14 protein-coding genes and 1 tRNA gene are annotated in these 16,079 nt (G+C 39.3%); 6 read left to right on the top strand and 9 right to left on the bottom strand.

Features of this window, described 5'->3' with window-relative positions:
- Positions 1-4: 4 nt before the first annotated feature.
- A complete protein-coding gene (gene proC / locus FNT16_RS17160) occupies positions 5-829 on the bottom strand; it encodes a pyrroline-5-carboxylate reductase (protein WP_143872737.1) in 825 nt (274 codons plus the stop codon).
- Positions 829-1,536, bottom strand: coding sequence for a YggS family pyridoxal phosphate-dependent enzyme (locus tag FNT16_RS17155; RefSeq protein WP_143872736.1), 708 nt, complete (start codon positions 1,534-1,536; stop codon positions 829-831). The genes proC and FNT16_RS17155 overlap by 1 nt, the downstream gene beginning before the upstream one ends.
- A 115-nt stretch (positions 1,537-1,651) precedes the next feature.
- Between FNT16_RS17155 and FNT16_RS17150 the strand changes: the two genes are divergently transcribed.
- The 5 genes from FNT16_RS17150 to yfbV all read left to right on the top strand — a co-directional run bounded on the left by FNT16_RS17150 (position 1,652) and on the right by yfbV (position 7,111).
- A complete protein-coding gene (locus FNT16_RS17150; protein ID WP_143872735.1) occupies positions 1,652-2,686 on the top strand; it encodes a type IV pilus twitching motility protein PilT in 1,035 nt (344 codons plus the stop codon).
- Between the two features lie 12 nt (positions 2,687-2,698).
- Complete coding sequence (locus FNT16_RS17145; RefSeq protein WP_143872734.1) at positions 2,699-3,811, top strand: PilT/PilU family type 4a pilus ATPase; 1,113 nt, start codon at positions 2,699-2,701, stop codon at positions 3,809-3,811.
- A gap of 119 nt (positions 3,812-3,930) precedes the next feature.
- Positions 3,931-5,181, top strand: coding sequence for a diaminobutyrate--2-oxoglutarate transaminase (gene ectB / locus FNT16_RS17140; RefSeq protein WP_143872733.1), 1,251 nt, complete (start codon positions 3,931-3,933; stop codon positions 5,179-5,181).
- A 149-nt stretch (positions 5,182-5,330) separates the two neighbouring features.
- Positions 5,331-6,611: a DNA recombination protein RmuC gene (locus FNT16_RS17135; protein WP_246072269.1), complete on the top strand. Its 1,281-nt coding sequence runs from the start codon at positions 5,331-5,333 to the stop codon at positions 6,609-6,611.
- A gap of 53 nt (positions 6,612-6,664) precedes the next feature.
- Entirely contained in the window at positions 6,665-7,111 is a 447-nt protein-coding gene (gene yfbV / locus FNT16_RS17130; RefSeq protein ID WP_143872732.1) for a terminus macrodomain insulation protein YfbV, read from the top strand.
- A gap of 10 nt (positions 7,112-7,121) precedes the next feature.
- Here the strand turns inward: yfbV and FNT16_RS17125 are convergent, their stop codons facing one another.
- The 7 genes from FNT16_RS17125 to FNT16_RS17095 form a co-directional block, all read right to left on the bottom strand.
- Positions 7,122-7,538, bottom strand: coding sequence for a response regulator (locus FNT16_RS17125; protein ID WP_246072267.1), 417 nt, complete (start codon positions 7,536-7,538; stop codon positions 7,122-7,124).
- The gene (locus FNT16_RS17120; RefSeq protein WP_143872731.1) at positions 7,538-10,183 is read right to left on the bottom strand and encodes a hybrid sensor histidine kinase/response regulator; all 2,646 of its coding nucleotides are present in this window, start codon (positions 10,181-10,183) and stop codon (positions 7,538-7,540) included. Before FNT16_RS17120 ends, FNT16_RS17125 begins: the two co-directional genes overlap by 1 nt.
- Positions 10,180-11,253 carry a polyamine ABC transporter substrate-binding protein gene (locus tag FNT16_RS17115; protein WP_143872730.1) on the bottom strand — a complete coding sequence of 358 codons (1,074 nt, stop codon included), beginning with the start codon at positions 11,251-11,253 and terminating at the stop codon, positions 10,180-10,182. Before FNT16_RS17115 ends, FNT16_RS17120 begins: the two co-directional genes overlap by 4 nt.
- A 76-nt stretch (positions 11,254-11,329) precedes the next feature.
- Positions 11,330-12,193, bottom strand: coding sequence for a hypothetical protein (locus FNT16_RS17110; protein WP_143872729.1), 864 nt, complete (start codon positions 12,191-12,193; stop codon positions 11,330-11,332).
- A gap of 742 nt (positions 12,194-12,935) precedes the next feature.
- Positions 12,936-13,012 (bottom strand) — tRNA-Pro (locus FNT16_RS17105).
- An 80-nt stretch (positions 13,013-13,092) separates the two neighbouring features.
- Positions 13,093-14,622: a DUF3413 domain-containing protein gene (locus FNT16_RS17100; RefSeq protein WP_143872728.1), complete on the bottom strand. Its 1,530-nt coding sequence runs from the start codon at positions 14,620-14,622 to the stop codon at positions 13,093-13,095.
- Between the two features lie 8 nt (positions 14,623-14,630).
- Entirely contained in the window at positions 14,631-14,846 is a 216-nt protein-coding gene (locus FNT16_RS17095) for a DUF1414 domain-containing protein (RefSeq protein WP_143872727.1), read from the bottom strand.
- A gap of 222 nt (positions 14,847-15,068) precedes the next feature.
- Here FNT16_RS17095 and FNT16_RS17090 point away from each other — a divergent pair, with 222 nt between their 5' ends.
- Positions 15,069-16,064 (top strand): nucleoid-associated protein, encoded by a 996-nt coding sequence (locus FNT16_RS17090; protein ID WP_143872726.1) that lies wholly within the window; start codon positions 15,069-15,071, stop codon positions 16,062-16,064.
- Positions 16,065-16,079: the final 15 nt, after the last annotated feature.

Below are 16,079 nucleotides of genomic sequence, written 5' to 3'. Positions count from 1 at the left end.
CCCATTAAAATAATTTAGCCATTTCGCGAGAGCGCGCAATAGCTGCTTGAATTGCTTTGTGTGTTATTTCATCCAGCTTAGAGTCGTTGAAACTTGCAAGTGCGGCGGCGGTTGTCCCGCCTTTTGAAGTAACGTTTTCACGCAATGTTGCAATCTCAGTCGATGCGTTTTTACAAACCATGCTGGCTGAGCCTAAGGCAACTTGTTGCACAATTTCCCGAGCCTGCACTGGGCTGAAACCGAGTTGTTCAGCTTCTTTGGCAATACATTCCATAAATAGAAAGAAGTAGGCAGGTGCGCTACCGGCTACGCCTATTATTTTGTCGATGCCTTCTTCACTGTCTACCCAAATACTTTTGCCGACGGCGGACATCAGTGACTCAGTATATGTTTTGTCTTCTGTTGATATATTATCAGGTGCATAAATACCGGTTAAACCTAACCCCAATAAGCTAGGGGTGTTGGGCATAGTGCGAATAATTTTAGCTGGAAAGCCTAACATTTGATTGAGGCGTTGAAGTGGAATGCCTGCTGCAATTGAGATGAAAAGTTTATTTTCCAATTGTACTTTAGGCAATTTAACCGCTTCAAGCATCTCTTGCATTCCTTGCGGTTTAACTGCAAGTACAACAACATCGGCTGCAGCGATAGCTGTGTCATTATCCTGTGTCGTGTTGATTGAAAACTGATTTTTCAAGTTTGTTAATTTTTCAGCCGAGCGATTACTCGCCCATATATTTTGTGCACAATAGCCTGAGCTAATTAAACCTGAAATGATGCTGGTTGTCATATTACCAGCGCCAATAAAGGCGATGCTTCTATTTTGCATTATAAGTCTTCTGTTTTCTTTGAGTTAGGTTTCTCGCGAGCACCAAAAATAGCTGTACCAATACGTACCATAGTGCTGCCGTTTTTGATTGCTAATTGCATATCAGCTGTCATACCCATCGATAGAGTATCTATGGTCGGATATTTATCTTTCAAGTTAATGAATGCCTTTTGTAGTGCAATAAACATCTCAGACAGTTCCATTGTATCATGTGTTTTAAGTGGAATGGCCATCAGGCCTCTTAATTTTAACTCAGGTAGTTGCGCTACTTGCTGTGCTAATGCCTCAAGCTCTTCTAATACGACACCTGATTTATTGGCCTCATTAGAGATATTTACTTGAATGCATACATTTAAAGGTCCTTTATTTGCAGGCCGTTGGTCATTTAAGCGTTTGGCGATTTTCAAGCGGTCAATGCTTTGTACCCAGTCAAAGTATTCAGCAACTGGTTTGGTTTTATTTGATTGTAATGGGCCTATAAAGTGCCACTCGATATCTGTATAGCTTTGCAAGGCGGCTATTTTTTCAACACCTTCCTGCACATAGTTTTCGCCAAACTTTCTTTGGCCTGCATGATAGGCCGTTATGACGTCTTCTTTGGGTTTGGTTTTACTGACTGCAAGTAACTCTGCGTTTTGCTGATACTGTTGATTTAAATCATTTATTTGTGCTTTAACGGAAAGGATATTTTGTCCAATATCGGTCATTTAGGTTACCCATTCATTTTGATATTTCCTATGATAAACAAATCCATAGCGCTTTTACAGCTTTCTGCTATGGTAATAATATTAAAAACAAACATGCAACATTGGAGTGATAAGCATGGATATTACTGAGTTATTGTCTTTTAGTGTTAATCATAAAGCTTCCGATTTACACCTTTCCGCCGGGGTTCCCCCGATGATCCGTGTTGATGGAGATGTCCGAAAAATAAATATTCCAGCTTTAGATCATAAACAAGTGCATCAGCTGATTTATGACATCATGAATGACAAACAACGAAAAGAATATGAAGAAAACTGGGAAGCAGATTTTTCTTTTGAAGTTCCAAATCTAGCACGATTTAGGGTTAATGCCTTTGTGCAGAACCGTGGTGCATCTGCTGTTTTCCGTACTATTCCCAGTGAAGTACTGTCGTTGGAAGATATTAACGCACCTGAGATTTTTAAAGAATTGGCTGACAAACCAAGGGGGCTTGTATTGGTAACAGGGCCAACCGGTTCAGGTAAAAGTACGACCTTGGCGGCAATGATAGATTATATTAATCAAAATAAGCATCATCATATTCTAACTATTGAAGATCCAATTGAATTTGTTCATAAAAACAAGCAAAGCCTAATTAATCAAAGGGAAGTGCATCGCGATACTAAATCTTTTAACAATGCACTGCGTTCGGCATTACGGGAAGACCCGGATGTCATTCTTGTTGGCGAAATGCGTGATTTGGAAACCATACGTTTAGCAATGACAGCAGCCGAAACCGGTCACCTAGTGTTTGGTACCTTGCACACCACCTCAGCACCGAAAACCATAGATCGTATTGTTGATGTATTTCCGGCTGCCGAAAAACCAATGGTGCGCTCTATGTTGTCTGAATCGCTGCAGGCTGTTATTTCGCAAACCTTATTAAAACGCTCTGGTGGTGGACGTGTCGCGGCGCACGAAATTATGGTTGGCACACCGGCAATTCGAAATCTCATTCGAGAAGACAAGGTCGCACAGATGTATTCTGCCATTCAAACTGGTATGGGCTTTGGGATGCAGACGATGGATCAGTGTTTAGGCGATTTAGTGAGCCGAGGTATCATTACCAGACAAGCCGCATTGGCCAAAGCCGTTAATAAGCAGCAGTTTTAATAGGACACTATTATGTTAATTCTTCATTATTTAGAAAGTATGTCGCAAAAAGGCGCATCCGATTTATTTTTAACGGTTGGAAGACCAGCTTGTGCCAAAATAAACGGAGAAATGACCGCATTAGATAATGACGTGTTAGATCAATCGCGCTGTGAATCTATGGTTTTAGATACGATGACGGCGGCGCAAAAAGAAGAATTTTTGCAAACCAAAGAATGTAATTACGCTATTGCAGTTGAAGGTATCGGGCGGTTTCGGTGTAATGCTTTTGTTCAACGAGAGCGCACCGGAATGGTGATTCGTAAAATCAATACTGAAATACCGGATGCAGATCAACTTGGTTTACCTAATGTACTAAAAGAAGCGATTATGTCTAAACGTGGTTTGTTTCTGTATGTGGGGGCGACAGGTACAGGTAAATCGACTGCATTAGCCGCTTTGATGGGATATCGAAATCGAAACAGCCGAGGGCATATTTTAACAATAGAAGATCCGATCGAGTTTGTTCATCAGCACGAAAAGTCAATCGTTACACAGCGAGAAGTAGGCGTAGATACCGAATCGTTTGATGCAGCCCTGAAAAGTTCGCTGCGACAGGCTCCAGATGTCATTATGATTGGTGAAATTCGATCGGCTGAAATTATGGAATATGCCTTATCTTTTGCTGAAACAGGGCATTTGTGTGTGGCTACATTGCACGCGAACAATGCAAACCAGGCAATAGATCGCATTTTACATCTGGTTCCAAAAGATATGAAGGACAAACTATTGTTCGATCTTTCGCTGAACCTTAAAGCAATCGTCGCGCAGCAATTAGTGCCAACACGAGATGGTCAGGGGCGAGTCGCGGCAATCGAAATACTGCTCAATTCACCCTTGGTCTCAGATTTAATCGCCCGCAACGAGTTGGGTGGATTAAAAGAAGTGATGGAAAAATCCAAAGAGCTGGGGATGCAAACATTTGATAGTGCTCTATTTGATCTCTATGAAAAAGGCATTATTAACTTTGCTGATGCACTGCATCACGCGGATTCACCAAACGATTTGCGTTTGAAAATAAAATTGAGAAGCAACCAACAAAATAGTTCAGGTTCACTAGATGGTGTGACGATAGATTTAGATTAGTTTACAGTTTTACTGTGTATATATGCAGCAGTTAAACCATTAGGCCTAAAAATAAGAACCAAAATCCTGTATGGTAAGTATAAGTACCAAAGAATTTAATAAGTGATTAAGGAGCTTGCATGGAAATTTTTGAGAAACATGAATCAGAGGTACGGGGATATATTCGATCTTTCCCAACTATTTTTGATAAGGCCATAGGTGCCGAATTATTTGATAATGAGGGTAAAAGATACGTAGATTTTTTCGCAGGGGCTGGCACGTTAAACTACGGGCACAACCCTGATGAAGCCGTAGAAGCGCAAATAAAATATTTACAAGACAGACGCATCGCACACGGTTTAGACAAAGCTACCGTGGCGAAACAAGAGTTTATGACAACTTTTGTTGAGAAGATTCTTAAGCCTAGAGGTTATGACTATAAACTTCAGTTTACCGGCCCAACCGGTACTAACTGTACCGAAGCTGCGATGAAGCTAGCGCGTCAGGTAAAAGGCCGAGCCAATATTGTTGCTTTTACCAATGCCTATCATGGCCATACTATGGGGGCATTATCCGCGACCGGTAACGAAGCTTATCGTGATGCCTCTTACGGTGTGCGTGGTGCAGTATCATTTATGCCGTTTGATGGGTTTTTAGGTGATGTTGACACAATACATGTATTTAGACGTTATTTAGAAGATAAAGGCTCAGGGTTAGAGTTACCGGCCGCTGTTATTTTAGAAACAGTGCAAGGTGAAGGTGGTATCAATGTCGCGTCTAAAGAGTGGTTACAGAAACTGGCTGCCTTGTGTAAAGAATTTGATATGTTACTGATTGTCGATGATATTCAGGTTGGCAACGGACGTACCGGCAAGTTCTTTAGCTTTGAAGAAGCGGGTGTAAAACCAGATTTGGTTTGTTTATCAAAATCAATCGGTGGCGGTAACCCAATGGCTGTACTATTGATTGATCCTGAAGTGGATGCATGGTCACCGGGTGAGCATACCGGTACATTCCGAGGTAACTCGCTGGCATTTGTTGCAGCCAAACAATTAATTGATAAATACTGGTCGGATGACTCTTTGACACAAGAAGTTGAGCGTAAATCAAAAATTATGTTTGATGCCTTGTATGAATTACAACAGGAATTTCCAAATTTAAAAACGAATGTTCGTGGTCGCGGCCTTGTGTTGGGTATCGAAACTAAAGTTGAAGGTTTTGCGGACAAAGTATCAGCAACCGCTTTTGAAAAAGGCCTAATATGTGAAACTTGCGGCGCAGAAAGCCATGTCAATAAGCTGTTTGTCGCGCTGAATATCAATGATGATATCCTAAAAGAAGGTTTAGAGTTATTTAAAGAATCTTATAGGGAAGTCGCAAAGTCTTTATAATTGAGCGGTGAAAACCAGAATCATAAAAGGGTCATTGATATGACCCTTTTTTAATGCATCAAGGTATATTCTGTCATTTATGAGAGACTATTTATCTGACATTTTTTGTGTTAAATTAACTGTAAATATTTACAGTTGTTTGGTGTGAAGTGTCAGATATACATTATTATTTATTGACGTTCGCGGTCGTGCTATTGACATCGTTACTGGGTGTTTTCAGACTACTACATAAAATAATAGATAGAACAAATAAAAATCAGCAGGATGCAGATAAGATCCAAGCTGCATTAACTGACTTGAGAATATCTTTAATGAATCAGCAACACGAAAGTTTTGCCAGTCTCGAGCACCGTCAGAATCAACAATTTAACCAGTTGTTGTCGCAAATCCAAAAAAATGAGCAAAACTCAGCAGAAGCTCGAATTAATTTACTGGATAAGTTAAATCGACAGCATGCAGAGCACAGACAAGAGTTATCCAGTGCGGTTAATAAACATGGTGAAACGGTTAGTAAACGCCTGTCAGAGCTTTCTGCCTTAACTGAAAGCCGGTTAGACAAAATGTCGCAACGGATGAATGATAAACTTGCAGAAGGTTTTGAGAATACCGTTAAAACTTTTTCCGATATTTTGCAGCGCTTGGCTTTAATTGATGAAGCACAGAAAAAAATTAATGAATTGTCAGGTAATGTCGTAAGTCTGCAAAATGTTTTAACCGACAAAAGAAGTCGCGGTGCATTTGGCGAAGTACAGCTCTATTCACTGATTGAAAACGTGATGGCGGTCGATCAATTTAAAAAACAAGCCAGATTAAGCAATGGTAGGATCGCAGATTGCCAATTACTGTTGCCAAAACCGACGGGCAATATCGTTATTGACGCCAAGTTTCCGCTTGAAAGTTTTCGTAAGCTAACGGCTGAATCTATCAGTGACAGTGAAAAAAAATTGATTGAACGGCAGTTTAAGCAAGATATTAAAAAGCATATTGTAGATATAGCTAACCGCTATATCTGCCCTCCAGAAACCGCTGAAAGTGCTATCTTGTTTTTGCCTGCTGAGGCGATATTTGCTGAAATCCATGCTTATCATGCTGATGTGGTAGAGTTTGCGTGGCAAAACAAAGTTTGGTTGACATCGCCAAGTACCCTAATGGCCATATTGACGACAGCCAAAGCTGTGTTAAAAGATGAAGCAACAAAAGCACACATACATACGATCCAGAAGCACTTAGTGCATTTAGGAGAAGACTTTGCACGTTTTCAAGGGCGATTTGATCAGCTTTCTCGTCATATTGATCAAGCTGCAAATGATGTTAAACAAATTCATACATCAGCAAGCAAAATAAGTAATCGATTTAAATCAATTGAGCAGGTACGTCTGCAAGAAAACCTGTCTCAGTTCGAAAATAGTAGCAGTCAACTTGATCCTTAAGCAGGATGACATATTATATAAAGTACAGCCTAGATGTGTGAGAGGTCAATGGCATGTCAAACAATCTAATTAAAGTTTTTATATCTGGCTATAGCTATAGTAAAGTATGGCCATTAAAGCCTCAGCTTTTTTCTGTTTTTCCTGAATGCCGTATTATTAAAGCGACGCAATTTGCTGTTTTAGTACTGCCTATATTAGCGATTCTTTCGTTTTTTATACAAGTGAGTTATTTGGGTGAGCAGTTTATTCCACAGTCTTTGGCACTCTGTTGTTTAATTTTGAGTATGCCGTTGCACGGCTACTATTGGCTTGGTAAAAGATCACAACAGGTACTGCCAGTTTCTTTGGCAAACTGGTACTATCAAATTGAATCCAGACTTTTAGAGCAGGGGGTTGAAGTGCAAACTTTAACTCACAAACCCAAATATCTTGATATGGCGCACGCGCTGAAACTGGCCTTTTCCGAATTAGATAAAAACTGGATTAAAGATTGGTTTTAAAGCCCGCTTGTTATTTCGGGCTCGTTGGGACAAAGTCACACCCCATGTTTTTAAGCGTGATAAAGAGCTTCTTTGGATTAAAGGGTTTTACTAAAAAGCCCTTTGCACCCAACCCCATCGCTTTTTTTACATTATCAATGGTGGAGTGGGCACTGATTATCGCAACATTGGCTTTAGGGTCATTTTGCAATAAGCGTTCAAATACCATTAAACCATCATCTTCATTCAATTCAATATCTAAAAATACAATATCCGGTTTGTCTATTTCATACCTTTTATAGGTGTCGACCGCGCTATCTGCTTCTACAAAGCTGTTAAACCCGAGTTCAAGTAGCATTTGTCTTAAATAATCGCGCATAATTCGCGAGTCATCTACGATTAATACTTTTTCACCGCGCAATGGTGCCATTCTACTTTTACTATTCATCAGGATTCCTTGTTACCATTTTGTAATAAATCGCGTAGCTTATTTAGTTCGTTTATGATTAAACTATTGTCTTGTTGTTGTGCCGCTTTTTCAATAATAGCAGCTGAAGGGGATAAAGTTGGCCAACCTAGGGTCTTGCTATTACCTTTTAAAGTATGTGCGCTAATGGCGACGTCTTGGTAGTTTTTAGCTGTGGCAGCTTGCTCTATTTGTGCCAATATATCCGGTAATGAGCGGGTGAAGTTTTCCCGTAAACTTTTTATTTCTTCACTGTTGTTTATTTGTTCTTCTATTGCCTCAAAATCTATGGCATTTTCCGCTTCATTGTTATCTAACAAATAATCTGCCAATGTTTGGTATAAGATTTTGCTATCTATCGGCTTTGCAATAAAAGTATCACAGCCATTTTTTATGTATTCGTCGATTTCAGCATCCATCACATTGGCCGTTAGCGCAATAATGATACCCTCAAAACCGGTTTGTCTAATCAAGTGTACAGCCTCTAAACCACCCATCACTGGCATTTGCATATCCATTAAAATCAAATCATAGTCAGCAATTAAATTTTGCTCAACCGCTTCTTGACCATTATTCGCAATATCTAAAATGGCACCTGTCCGGTTGAGCATTAGTTTTAATAAACTTTGATTGTCTAAGTTATCTTCTACTAATAGTATATGTGCGTTCTGCAGGTTTAAAGTTTTTTGTTTTTGTAATTCATAGGTCTTTAATTCTTCAATTTTTCCAAGTTGCAGAGTGCTGTCTGGCAGAGTTATCTGCAGCGTGAATTTTGCCCCTATACCTAATTCGCTTGCGACAGAGATATTACCGTTTAGACACTGTGCCAAAGATTGGCTTAATGCCAAACCTAGCCCGGTGCCGCCATAATTTCTCGTGGTACTTAAATCTGCTTGCACAAAAGGTTTAAATAGTTTCTTTTTGGCTTCTGGTGATATGCCGATTCCAGAGTCTTCGACTACAAAAGTAAGCTGCTGTTTTTTTAATATATAATGCACTGATAATTTAACAAAGCCAGAATGGGTAAATTTAACGGCGTTTGCTATTAAGTTTATCAATATTTGCCGCAACCTTGTTGGGTCAGTAACAAATTGCAAAGGCAGCAGTTTATCCATTTTTTGTTCAAAGGTGAGTGATTTTTGTTGGCACATAGATTCAGCAATTTGCACCACCGAAGATAAGATTTCAGGTAAAGATGAAGGGATTAATTCAACCTCTAATTTACCGGACTCTATTTTCGATAAATCGAGCACATCGCTAATCAGCGATCGTAAATGTTGGCTATTATTTAGCACCTTATCTAATAACTGATGGGTCAGCGCTTTGTCATCGATATTTAGCAGGGCTTGTTCGGTAAAGCCACAGATAGCCGTTAAAGGGGTTCTAAATTCATGGCTCATATTGGCTAAAAAACGGCTTTTTAATGCGTTGGCTTGTTCTGCAATATTCCGCGCTTCACGTAACTCATTGTTGGTTGTTTGTAGTGCTAAGGTTCGTGATTTAACTTTTTCTTCTAGATGTGCTTTGTAGTCTTCTAAACTGTTATTTGCTTGTTTTAGCGAATTGACCATGCGGTTGAAGGATTCAAACAAATGACCGATTTCATCATCTTGTTTAGCAGGCAGGCGAAAAGAAAGTTTGCCAGAGCCAATTGCCTTACTGGCCATGTTTAATTTTGCGATGGGTTTAAGTATCATCCTTTCAATTAAGATGAAAACGAGCCAACTGGAAATCAGCATAGTTGTCAGCAATATGGCTAATATGATGTAAGGTAATTTTTGGTTATCGGCGGTTATATCAGCTAAAGAAGCACCCGCAATGAGTTTGAAATTGTCGGCAACATCGTAGGTCGTAAAAGACATATCTTGATTGTTGAAAAATATCTCACTAAATTTTCCATCACCTTTGTTATTTATTAATTCGTTGCGGACAAATTCAGGTAATGTCAGGTTCAGGTTGTTCGCTTTATTACTGCTGACCACAAGCCCTTGTGCGTTAACTAACAGGTTAATACCGTCTTGGCTAGGTGATTTTTGAATTAACTTGTCGACTCTCTCAGGGTTTATTTTTAACAGCAAGTAGCCCCACAAAAACGGACGATTGCTTAAGCTGTTATATAATGGCGTGGTGGCAAATAGTTTGCGGTGGTTATTAACTGGGTCAATGTAATAAAATGTTTGTGACAAAGGTTGCTCAAGTTGTTCAAACCAAGGTTCATCATGCAACCAATCATTAACCAGATTGGTAAATTGGGTAGAAAAATGCGCATCTAAAAAACCATTTTTAGTGACGAGTTGTATCTCTTCTATACGTTCATAGGCTGTTGCGTAACGACTGAACATATCCAGTAATTGCGGCAGCAAGATACTATATCTTTCTCCTTCTTCAGAGCGTGCTATGTACTCTAACAAAATCTCATCTTGTTTTAGAAGTTGTAAGGAGGAGTTCACATCTTTAAAGAAATGCTCCAGCGCAAACGCTTGTTGCTGAATTTGACTGTTAATACTATGTTCAACCTGGGCCTGTTTGTTATCTAGGCTAATGTTGTAGGTAAATAAACCAATTACAGTCATTGGGCAGGCGATAAACAAAACGATAACCAGCAATATTTTTTGCCTGAGTTTCATTTCTCTACCTCGTTCAACTTTTTGTGGGCAAATAGCAATTGTTTATAAGCGGTATGGAAATAGCGTTCGGTTGCGGGCGGTAATTTTCGTGTTAACTTTGCATTGTCGAGTTTGTCTATAGCTGGGTAGATTATGCGATTATTTTTTATTTCATTTGGCAGGTGTTTTATGGCTTGTTCGTTCGTCGTTGCATAACGTAAATCGGACGACGTTTTAGCCGCGTTTTCTGGTGCATGTAAAAAGTTTATAAATCGATATGCTAACTGTGGATCACTGCTTTTGGCACTGATCGTTAAGCAATCTAGCCAAATATTTGTACCATCACTCGGTTGGATAAAACGTAACTCTGGCTTTTGTTTTTGTAAATACTCTGCATCTCCGTTATATGCCATGCTGATCCAAATGCTGTCATTTAAAAATAAGCTACTTCTATCTAAATTGAGTGCTGAAAAACTATGTATATTGGGAAGTTGGCGGTATAACAGCTCAGTCGCCTGTTTGATGTTATTTTTGTCGTTGGAGTGACTGTCATATCCCAACGCAATCAATGCCATCGGCAATAAGGTTCGAGAGTCGTTGAGGAGGCGTATTTTTTTTGAGTAACGGTTTGTTTGGTTGAAAAATTCAGCCCAAGTTTGTGGCGGGGACGGGATTTTTTGCGCATTGTACAAAATACCCGTAGTGCCCCAAGTGTAGGGTACACAATAAAAACCATTTTTATTGGCAAATTCAAACCAAGAAAATTTTATATATTTAGTGTTTGGCAGCTGTTTTTTATCGAGTTTGAGTAGCCAGTTTTGCTCTACATACATATCAATGCGCACTCGACTGGTTACGATAATATCGTATCCCTGTGCATTATTTAGGTTTAAAAGTTTGTCGCGCGCGTCGTCTGAATCATAGTATACAAATTTGAGCTTGGCATTTTCGCGCTTTTCAAACTGCTTGATAAGCGTATCTGAAAGATAGTCAGGCCAATTTAAAACAGTCAGTGTATTGGCAGATAGCCAATTGGGTAATAGCAAAGGCAAAACGATTATCAGTAAAGCTGTCCGGTGCTGTAATGCCATAGATCCATTCTGGTTTCTCTAAATAGTTGTTTAGAGTATATAAAAGAAACCAAAAAGTGAGAAATATAAATCTAAATTAATTATCCTGAGCAAAGGGATCAAACACGTATTTTTCATAACTTGTATCAACCCCGTTAATGTAGTTGTTTCTGAATTTAAATAGCTTGCGGTCAGAAATGTTAATCGCATCTAGAGCTTGTTTGAAGTGTTTGTTCCACAATATTTGCAAACTTTTATCCTGATACGCTTTAATTAAACCATATTCGATACGTTTGATTTTTGCTTGATGTGAAGCACCCATAAAGAAAAAACGGGGAAGTGGGTAGTAGAGCATTACTTGGTCATCAATTGCTAACCCATCAACGTGACTGAAGTTTTCGAGCGCACTGGATATTTGAGAAGCCCCAATTGGGAAAAAGTCGCCTCTTTCATTTGCAACCATATGGAATAGACCTTCGACAAATTTACCTGAGTATACGGTAAAACCGTTATCTTTTAGTATATCTGTATCCAACCAGCCTTTGCCTTGAATCATTGAAAAATTCATTAATTCTTGCCGATTAGATATGCGGTAACCACGAGATTTTAAACTACTAGAAACCAATGGAACCCTATAGCCAACAATACCCAGTAGGACTGGAAACTTTGCGTAGGACAATTGTGTTAGAGCATCCTCGCTGACACTATTGACAAAAATAAAATTTGTATGGCTATTGGCATTCGCTTCAACTATATATCGGCTGGGCGGCACGGCGGTGGCTGTTATATCTAACTGGTAACTACCATAATCGTCAATGGTTTTATCCAAAGCCAGTTTTAGTACCTGGTATTCGTAACTGTCTTTTGTATCGCCGTCAAAGGATGCTTGTAGGGTGTATGTGGTATTTGCTGAAGCCATAGAGCTTATAATCAACATACAGGCAAAAATTATTTTATTCATAAATACGATTAAACCTTTTATCTAACAAGCATGACGGTTGACGGTATCTCACATAGTTTTGAGAATGACTTATGTTTAAGTTAACAACTCGTTTGATTTTGGTTGATTGTTGACAATAATGATAGTCTAAAGGTAAGTAAGGTTCAATGCTTTAAACAAATTAGCTACAAAATAGATGAGACGCCAAGTGAGAATTTTAGGATTGGGAGGAGTATAAAGGGCGTTAAAAAAGGCACCCGCAAGAAAACAAAGGATAATATAAAGCGTATTAATCATGTTTAACTTATTTCTTGATTTAGGAAAAAAAATCATTGAACGTATTTACCGCACTTCTAAAAGCTGGGTTCGTGGTATATGCTCTCCCTATAGCCATTGCCCCTATAACTATGCCAGCTGAAAGGGCTGACAAGGGAAATCGTAGATGAACTCGTTAACTAAATATACTGTACTTCGGTACAGTTTTAACTACTTCGTTCTATGAATTTCAAATTAGTCATCTCAATTTCATTTATTCATTTAAACCTACTCACCACAAAGCTCAAATTGTGTACGTTATTTATAGGTTCACGAAAGGTGAGGTGCAGTTACAATTACCCGTTTGGATATAGGGAAAAAGTCAAAGTAAAGTGGTTGTCGTCAAAACAATTAAAAAGAGATTATAGGTGCGAAATAGGTGCGAATAAGTTGGGTGTTACTTACAAGTGTTGTTTTTGCAAGCTATTTAATGAAACAAGAAATTAATTGGTCGGATTGAGAGGATTCGAACCTCCGACCCCTGACACCCCATGACAGTGCGCTACCAGGCTGCGCTACAATCCGACCGAGGGCGACAATCATAATCAAAAGCTAAATGATTGCAACCATTTAGCTTTAATTTTTTGCAGATTCCTTTTGAACGGTTATTTATTGACCAGATTGCGCTTTAAAAAGTGAATTGCTCGGATAAGCGTTGCATTACTGGGCGGCTCTACAGTTTGTTGTGTTAGCATTTGCGTGCTGGTCATTTGAGCATCGCCAGTGATCTTGGTGGTAGAGCCTTTATGCCAGACATAAATACTTTCGGCATCCGCGCTGACCAACCAATTGGCTTTTACCGGTACCGAAAATAGATTATGGCCAAATTTGCCATAATCAGCTGGAAATGAACAAGACAACCATCCTTCTAAAATAGTTGGCATGATATCCAGATTACTTGTTACATCGGGTAAAGAAACTAGATCACCTAAGACTAATAATTGGCCATATTGTTGTGCATTAGTGGGCAGCACAGCAATAATTTTATAATCATCTCCTGTTGCTAATTCTGATAATTGAGAGAGATTGTCAATTTTATATAGCGAAACATTCAGTTGACTGTCACTGATTCGGTAGCCGGCCTCAAATTCAGGCAGTGATTTTTGTGTAGCAGCTGGAATGTTTGTAAAAGTTAAACTCGTACTGGTGCTTAACAGTGCAGAGTCTAATACATTTGGCGAGCCCGCAAAGCTGTTGTTATAGATGGCAGGTAACCCGCTGATAATTTCAAACATACTGTCGTCAAGTGCTAACGGTGCCCAATGTTGTGTGCTGGTAAATTTACTATTTAATGATTCCAGTTCGCTGGTGATTTGTTCTGCGTTTAAATATGTGCTGTAAATCACATCGATAGACAATGATTTAGTCGGTGCAAAACAGCTGAATTGGAAGTTAGGTACATCTAAACTAAAACTGGAAACATCAAAGCTAAACTGTTTTTTCTGCTTATATTCATCCAAATCAACTAAACCAGATTGGCTAAGTATGGTTTTAGCTGTCATTGGATGCGACAGGGGTAGTTGATTATCTAATCGTGTTATCGGCTTGTATAAAGTTAAATCTGCCCAGATATGCGCTAAATGACCCATTAAAAAACAAACAATCACAAATGGAATGACGCGGCTGCGCAAAAACCATTTTCGGTATTTATCCAGGCTACGCCACAAAGAGTTGGCCAATACTAATTCAACTGAAAATACGGCAATAAAAACCAACAGCAAAGCAGCCTTAAAACCGGCGGGTAAGGCTTGTGTTAATAATTGAAAATCGTTCTGAATATAGTCAACAGACAAGAGGTTAATATGGTAACCGTAAGCAGAATAGACCAGCGCATCGATAAACAGTAAGGTTAATCCTAGTGCTGCAACAAAAGCCGCCCAGGGTTTTACCCAGTTTGGTTTGTTGAGCATGGTAAAAGGAAAAACCAGTAATAGGTGACCGACAAAAAACAAAAAGCCCGCGTGTCCAATCGAATAGATTACCATGTACAGCACACCTAAACCCGTAGCGGGTAAAGGTTGGGCAAACCAATAGATAAAAAATAAAAATAGGCCGGCCAGCATATTGGTTAAACCAAACCAGTGGCCCCATGAATATAGCTTAGATTTTTGTTGGCTCGCACTGTTTAACAGCATAGAGTGATTTATCCTTTCACTGAATCTTTTAATGCCTTAGCAAAGTTTTCCGCGACCTTGCTTTGTGTTTCGGGTGCAAAGTTATGCTTTATCACATCGGCCGTTGTCATTCCTAAAGCCATCAGGGTTAAATCTTTCGGTAACTTTTGTGATTCTAACGCAACTTTTAACGCTGTAATGGCTTGGTTTAATTGTTCGTCAGAATATTTACTCGTTTGCACCATAGTATGTGAATATCTCTTTTCAAATTTTATATCATAGTTTGGAAGCGTTTATTTTGTGTGCCTAATAACACTAAAATGAACGATACCGAGTGGAAGCGCTGGTTAAAATGAAATATGCCTTGCTATCATTAACGGCTGGATTATACCATTCGTATTTAATTATGCTGCAAAGAAACAGCAAAAAATATTTATCGTGCCAACTTAGTGAATAAACAGGAACCTATGACAGTCTCCAGTGCAACATTATATTTTAATCGTTATCGTTTAAATCAAGAAAGCTTGTCTTTACAGTTACAAAGCTGTAGTCAGGTGAGCGGAGAAAATGCGCTGTTTTTAGCAGAACAATTGCATTCTTCTTTTACTAAAAAAGGACAAAAACAATATTGTGCTTTTGCCAGTGATTCGCCTGTTTTGGCGCTAATTGAAGCAAAGTCAGATGTGCAGGAGATTGCCGATACCGTTGCAAGCAGAATGCTCGAAGGGTTGACGGCCGAAACATTGCCAGCTGAAACCATCTTAGTGGTCGCGCATTATCATCATTTAGCGACTGATTATTTATTAACAACCCTGTTAGGCGTGAAAGAATCGGTTCAGCTAAGCGAGGCCATCAGTCCTCAGCGCTCGCAGTCTTTAGACATTGCCAACATTTCTTTGGCAGTACAAGTTGATTTAAGTGAGTTATCTATTAATCCCGATTCGGCAAGAAGTATTGGATATATCAAGGGGCGGGTCGGGCGTAAAATAGGTGATTTTATGGCGGAAGCTTTTGCCATCGAAGAAAAACTAAATGCCAAAGAGGCGACAGAGCAATTGGTTGAAAGTGTTGAGAGCTTTATAGACGTTAGCTCGCAAGATGAAGAAACCAAAAAAGCGGTGCGCGATATATCCGTGAACTCAATGAAAGCGGCAGCGCAAAGCGGTGAGTTTATGCAAGTGAAAGACTTAGCCGAAGAGATTGAAGAAAAAACCGGTTTAACTGGTTTTTATGAGCATGCAGCCGAAGCTGAAGATTTCACTGAAGCTTGCCCTGTATATGCATCAGCTACAAAATCAATGCAAAAGTTTTTTGGTCAGGGCGGCGGCATCAGTATCTCATTTGGGCGTGAGTTATTGGGTGATAAAATTGAGTTTAATGCACATACGCAAACGCTGACTTTTAAAAAGATCCCCCCCAATTTATTAGATGCGTTGAAAAAAGCGACTAAAACAACTGACTGATTCATTCAGCTTATT

Source organism: Catenovulum sediminis, assembly GCF_007289895.1.
Classification (GTDB): Bacteria; Pseudomonadota; Gammaproteobacteria; order Enterobacterales; family Alteromonadaceae; genus Catenovulum; species Catenovulum sediminis.
This window is presented reverse-complemented; position numbering and strand designations above follow the sequence as displayed.

Excerpts from the sequence above, each read along its gene's own strand:
- FNT16_RS17155 (WP_143872736.1), bottom strand. The coding sequence starts at position 1,536 with ATGACCGATATTGGACAAAATATCCTTTCCGTTAAAGCACAAATAAAT.
- FNT16_RS17100 (WP_143872728.1), bottom strand. The coding sequence starts at position 14,622 with ATGCTGTTAAACAGTGCGAGCCAACAAAAATCTAAGCTATATTCATGG.
- FNT16_RS17110 (WP_143872729.1), bottom strand. The coding sequence starts at position 12,193 with ATGAATAAAATAATTTTTGCCTGTATGTTGATTATAAGCTCTATGGCT.
- FNT16_RS17125 (WP_246072267.1), bottom strand. The coding sequence starts at position 7,538 with ATGAATAGTAAAAGTAGAATGGCACCATTGCGCGGTGAAAAAGTATTA.
- yfbV (WP_143872732.1), top strand. The coding sequence starts at position 6,665 with ATGTCAAACAATCTAATTAAAGTTTTTATATCTGGCTATAGCTATAGT.
- FNT16_RS17095 (WP_143872727.1), bottom strand. The coding sequence starts at position 14,846 with ATGGTGCAAACGAGTAAATATTCTGACGAACAATTAAACCAAGCCATT.
- FNT16_RS17145 (WP_143872734.1), top strand. The coding sequence starts at position 2,699 with ATGTTAATTCTTCATTATTTAGAAAGTATGTCGCAAAAAGGCGCATCC.
- FNT16_RS17090 (WP_143872726.1), top strand. The coding sequence starts at position 15,069 with ATGACAGTCTCCAGTGCAACATTATATTTTAATCGTTATCGTTTAAAT.
- ectB (WP_143872733.1), top strand. The coding sequence starts at position 3,931 with ATGGAAATTTTTGAGAAACATGAATCAGAGGTACGGGGATATATTCGA.
- FNT16_RS17120 (WP_143872731.1), bottom strand. The coding sequence starts at position 10,183 with ATGAAACTCAGGCAAAAAATATTGCTGGTTATCGTTTTGTTTATCGCC.
- FNT16_RS17115 (WP_143872730.1), bottom strand. The coding sequence starts at position 11,253 with ATGGCATTACAGCACCGGACAGCTTTACTGATAATCGTTTTGCCTTTG.
- FNT16_RS17150 (WP_143872735.1), top strand. The coding sequence starts at position 1,652 with ATGGATATTACTGAGTTATTGTCTTTTAGTGTTAATCATAAAGCTTCC.
- proC (WP_143872737.1), bottom strand. The coding sequence starts at position 829 with ATGCAAAATAGAAGCATCGCCTTTATTGGCGCTGGTAATATGACAACC.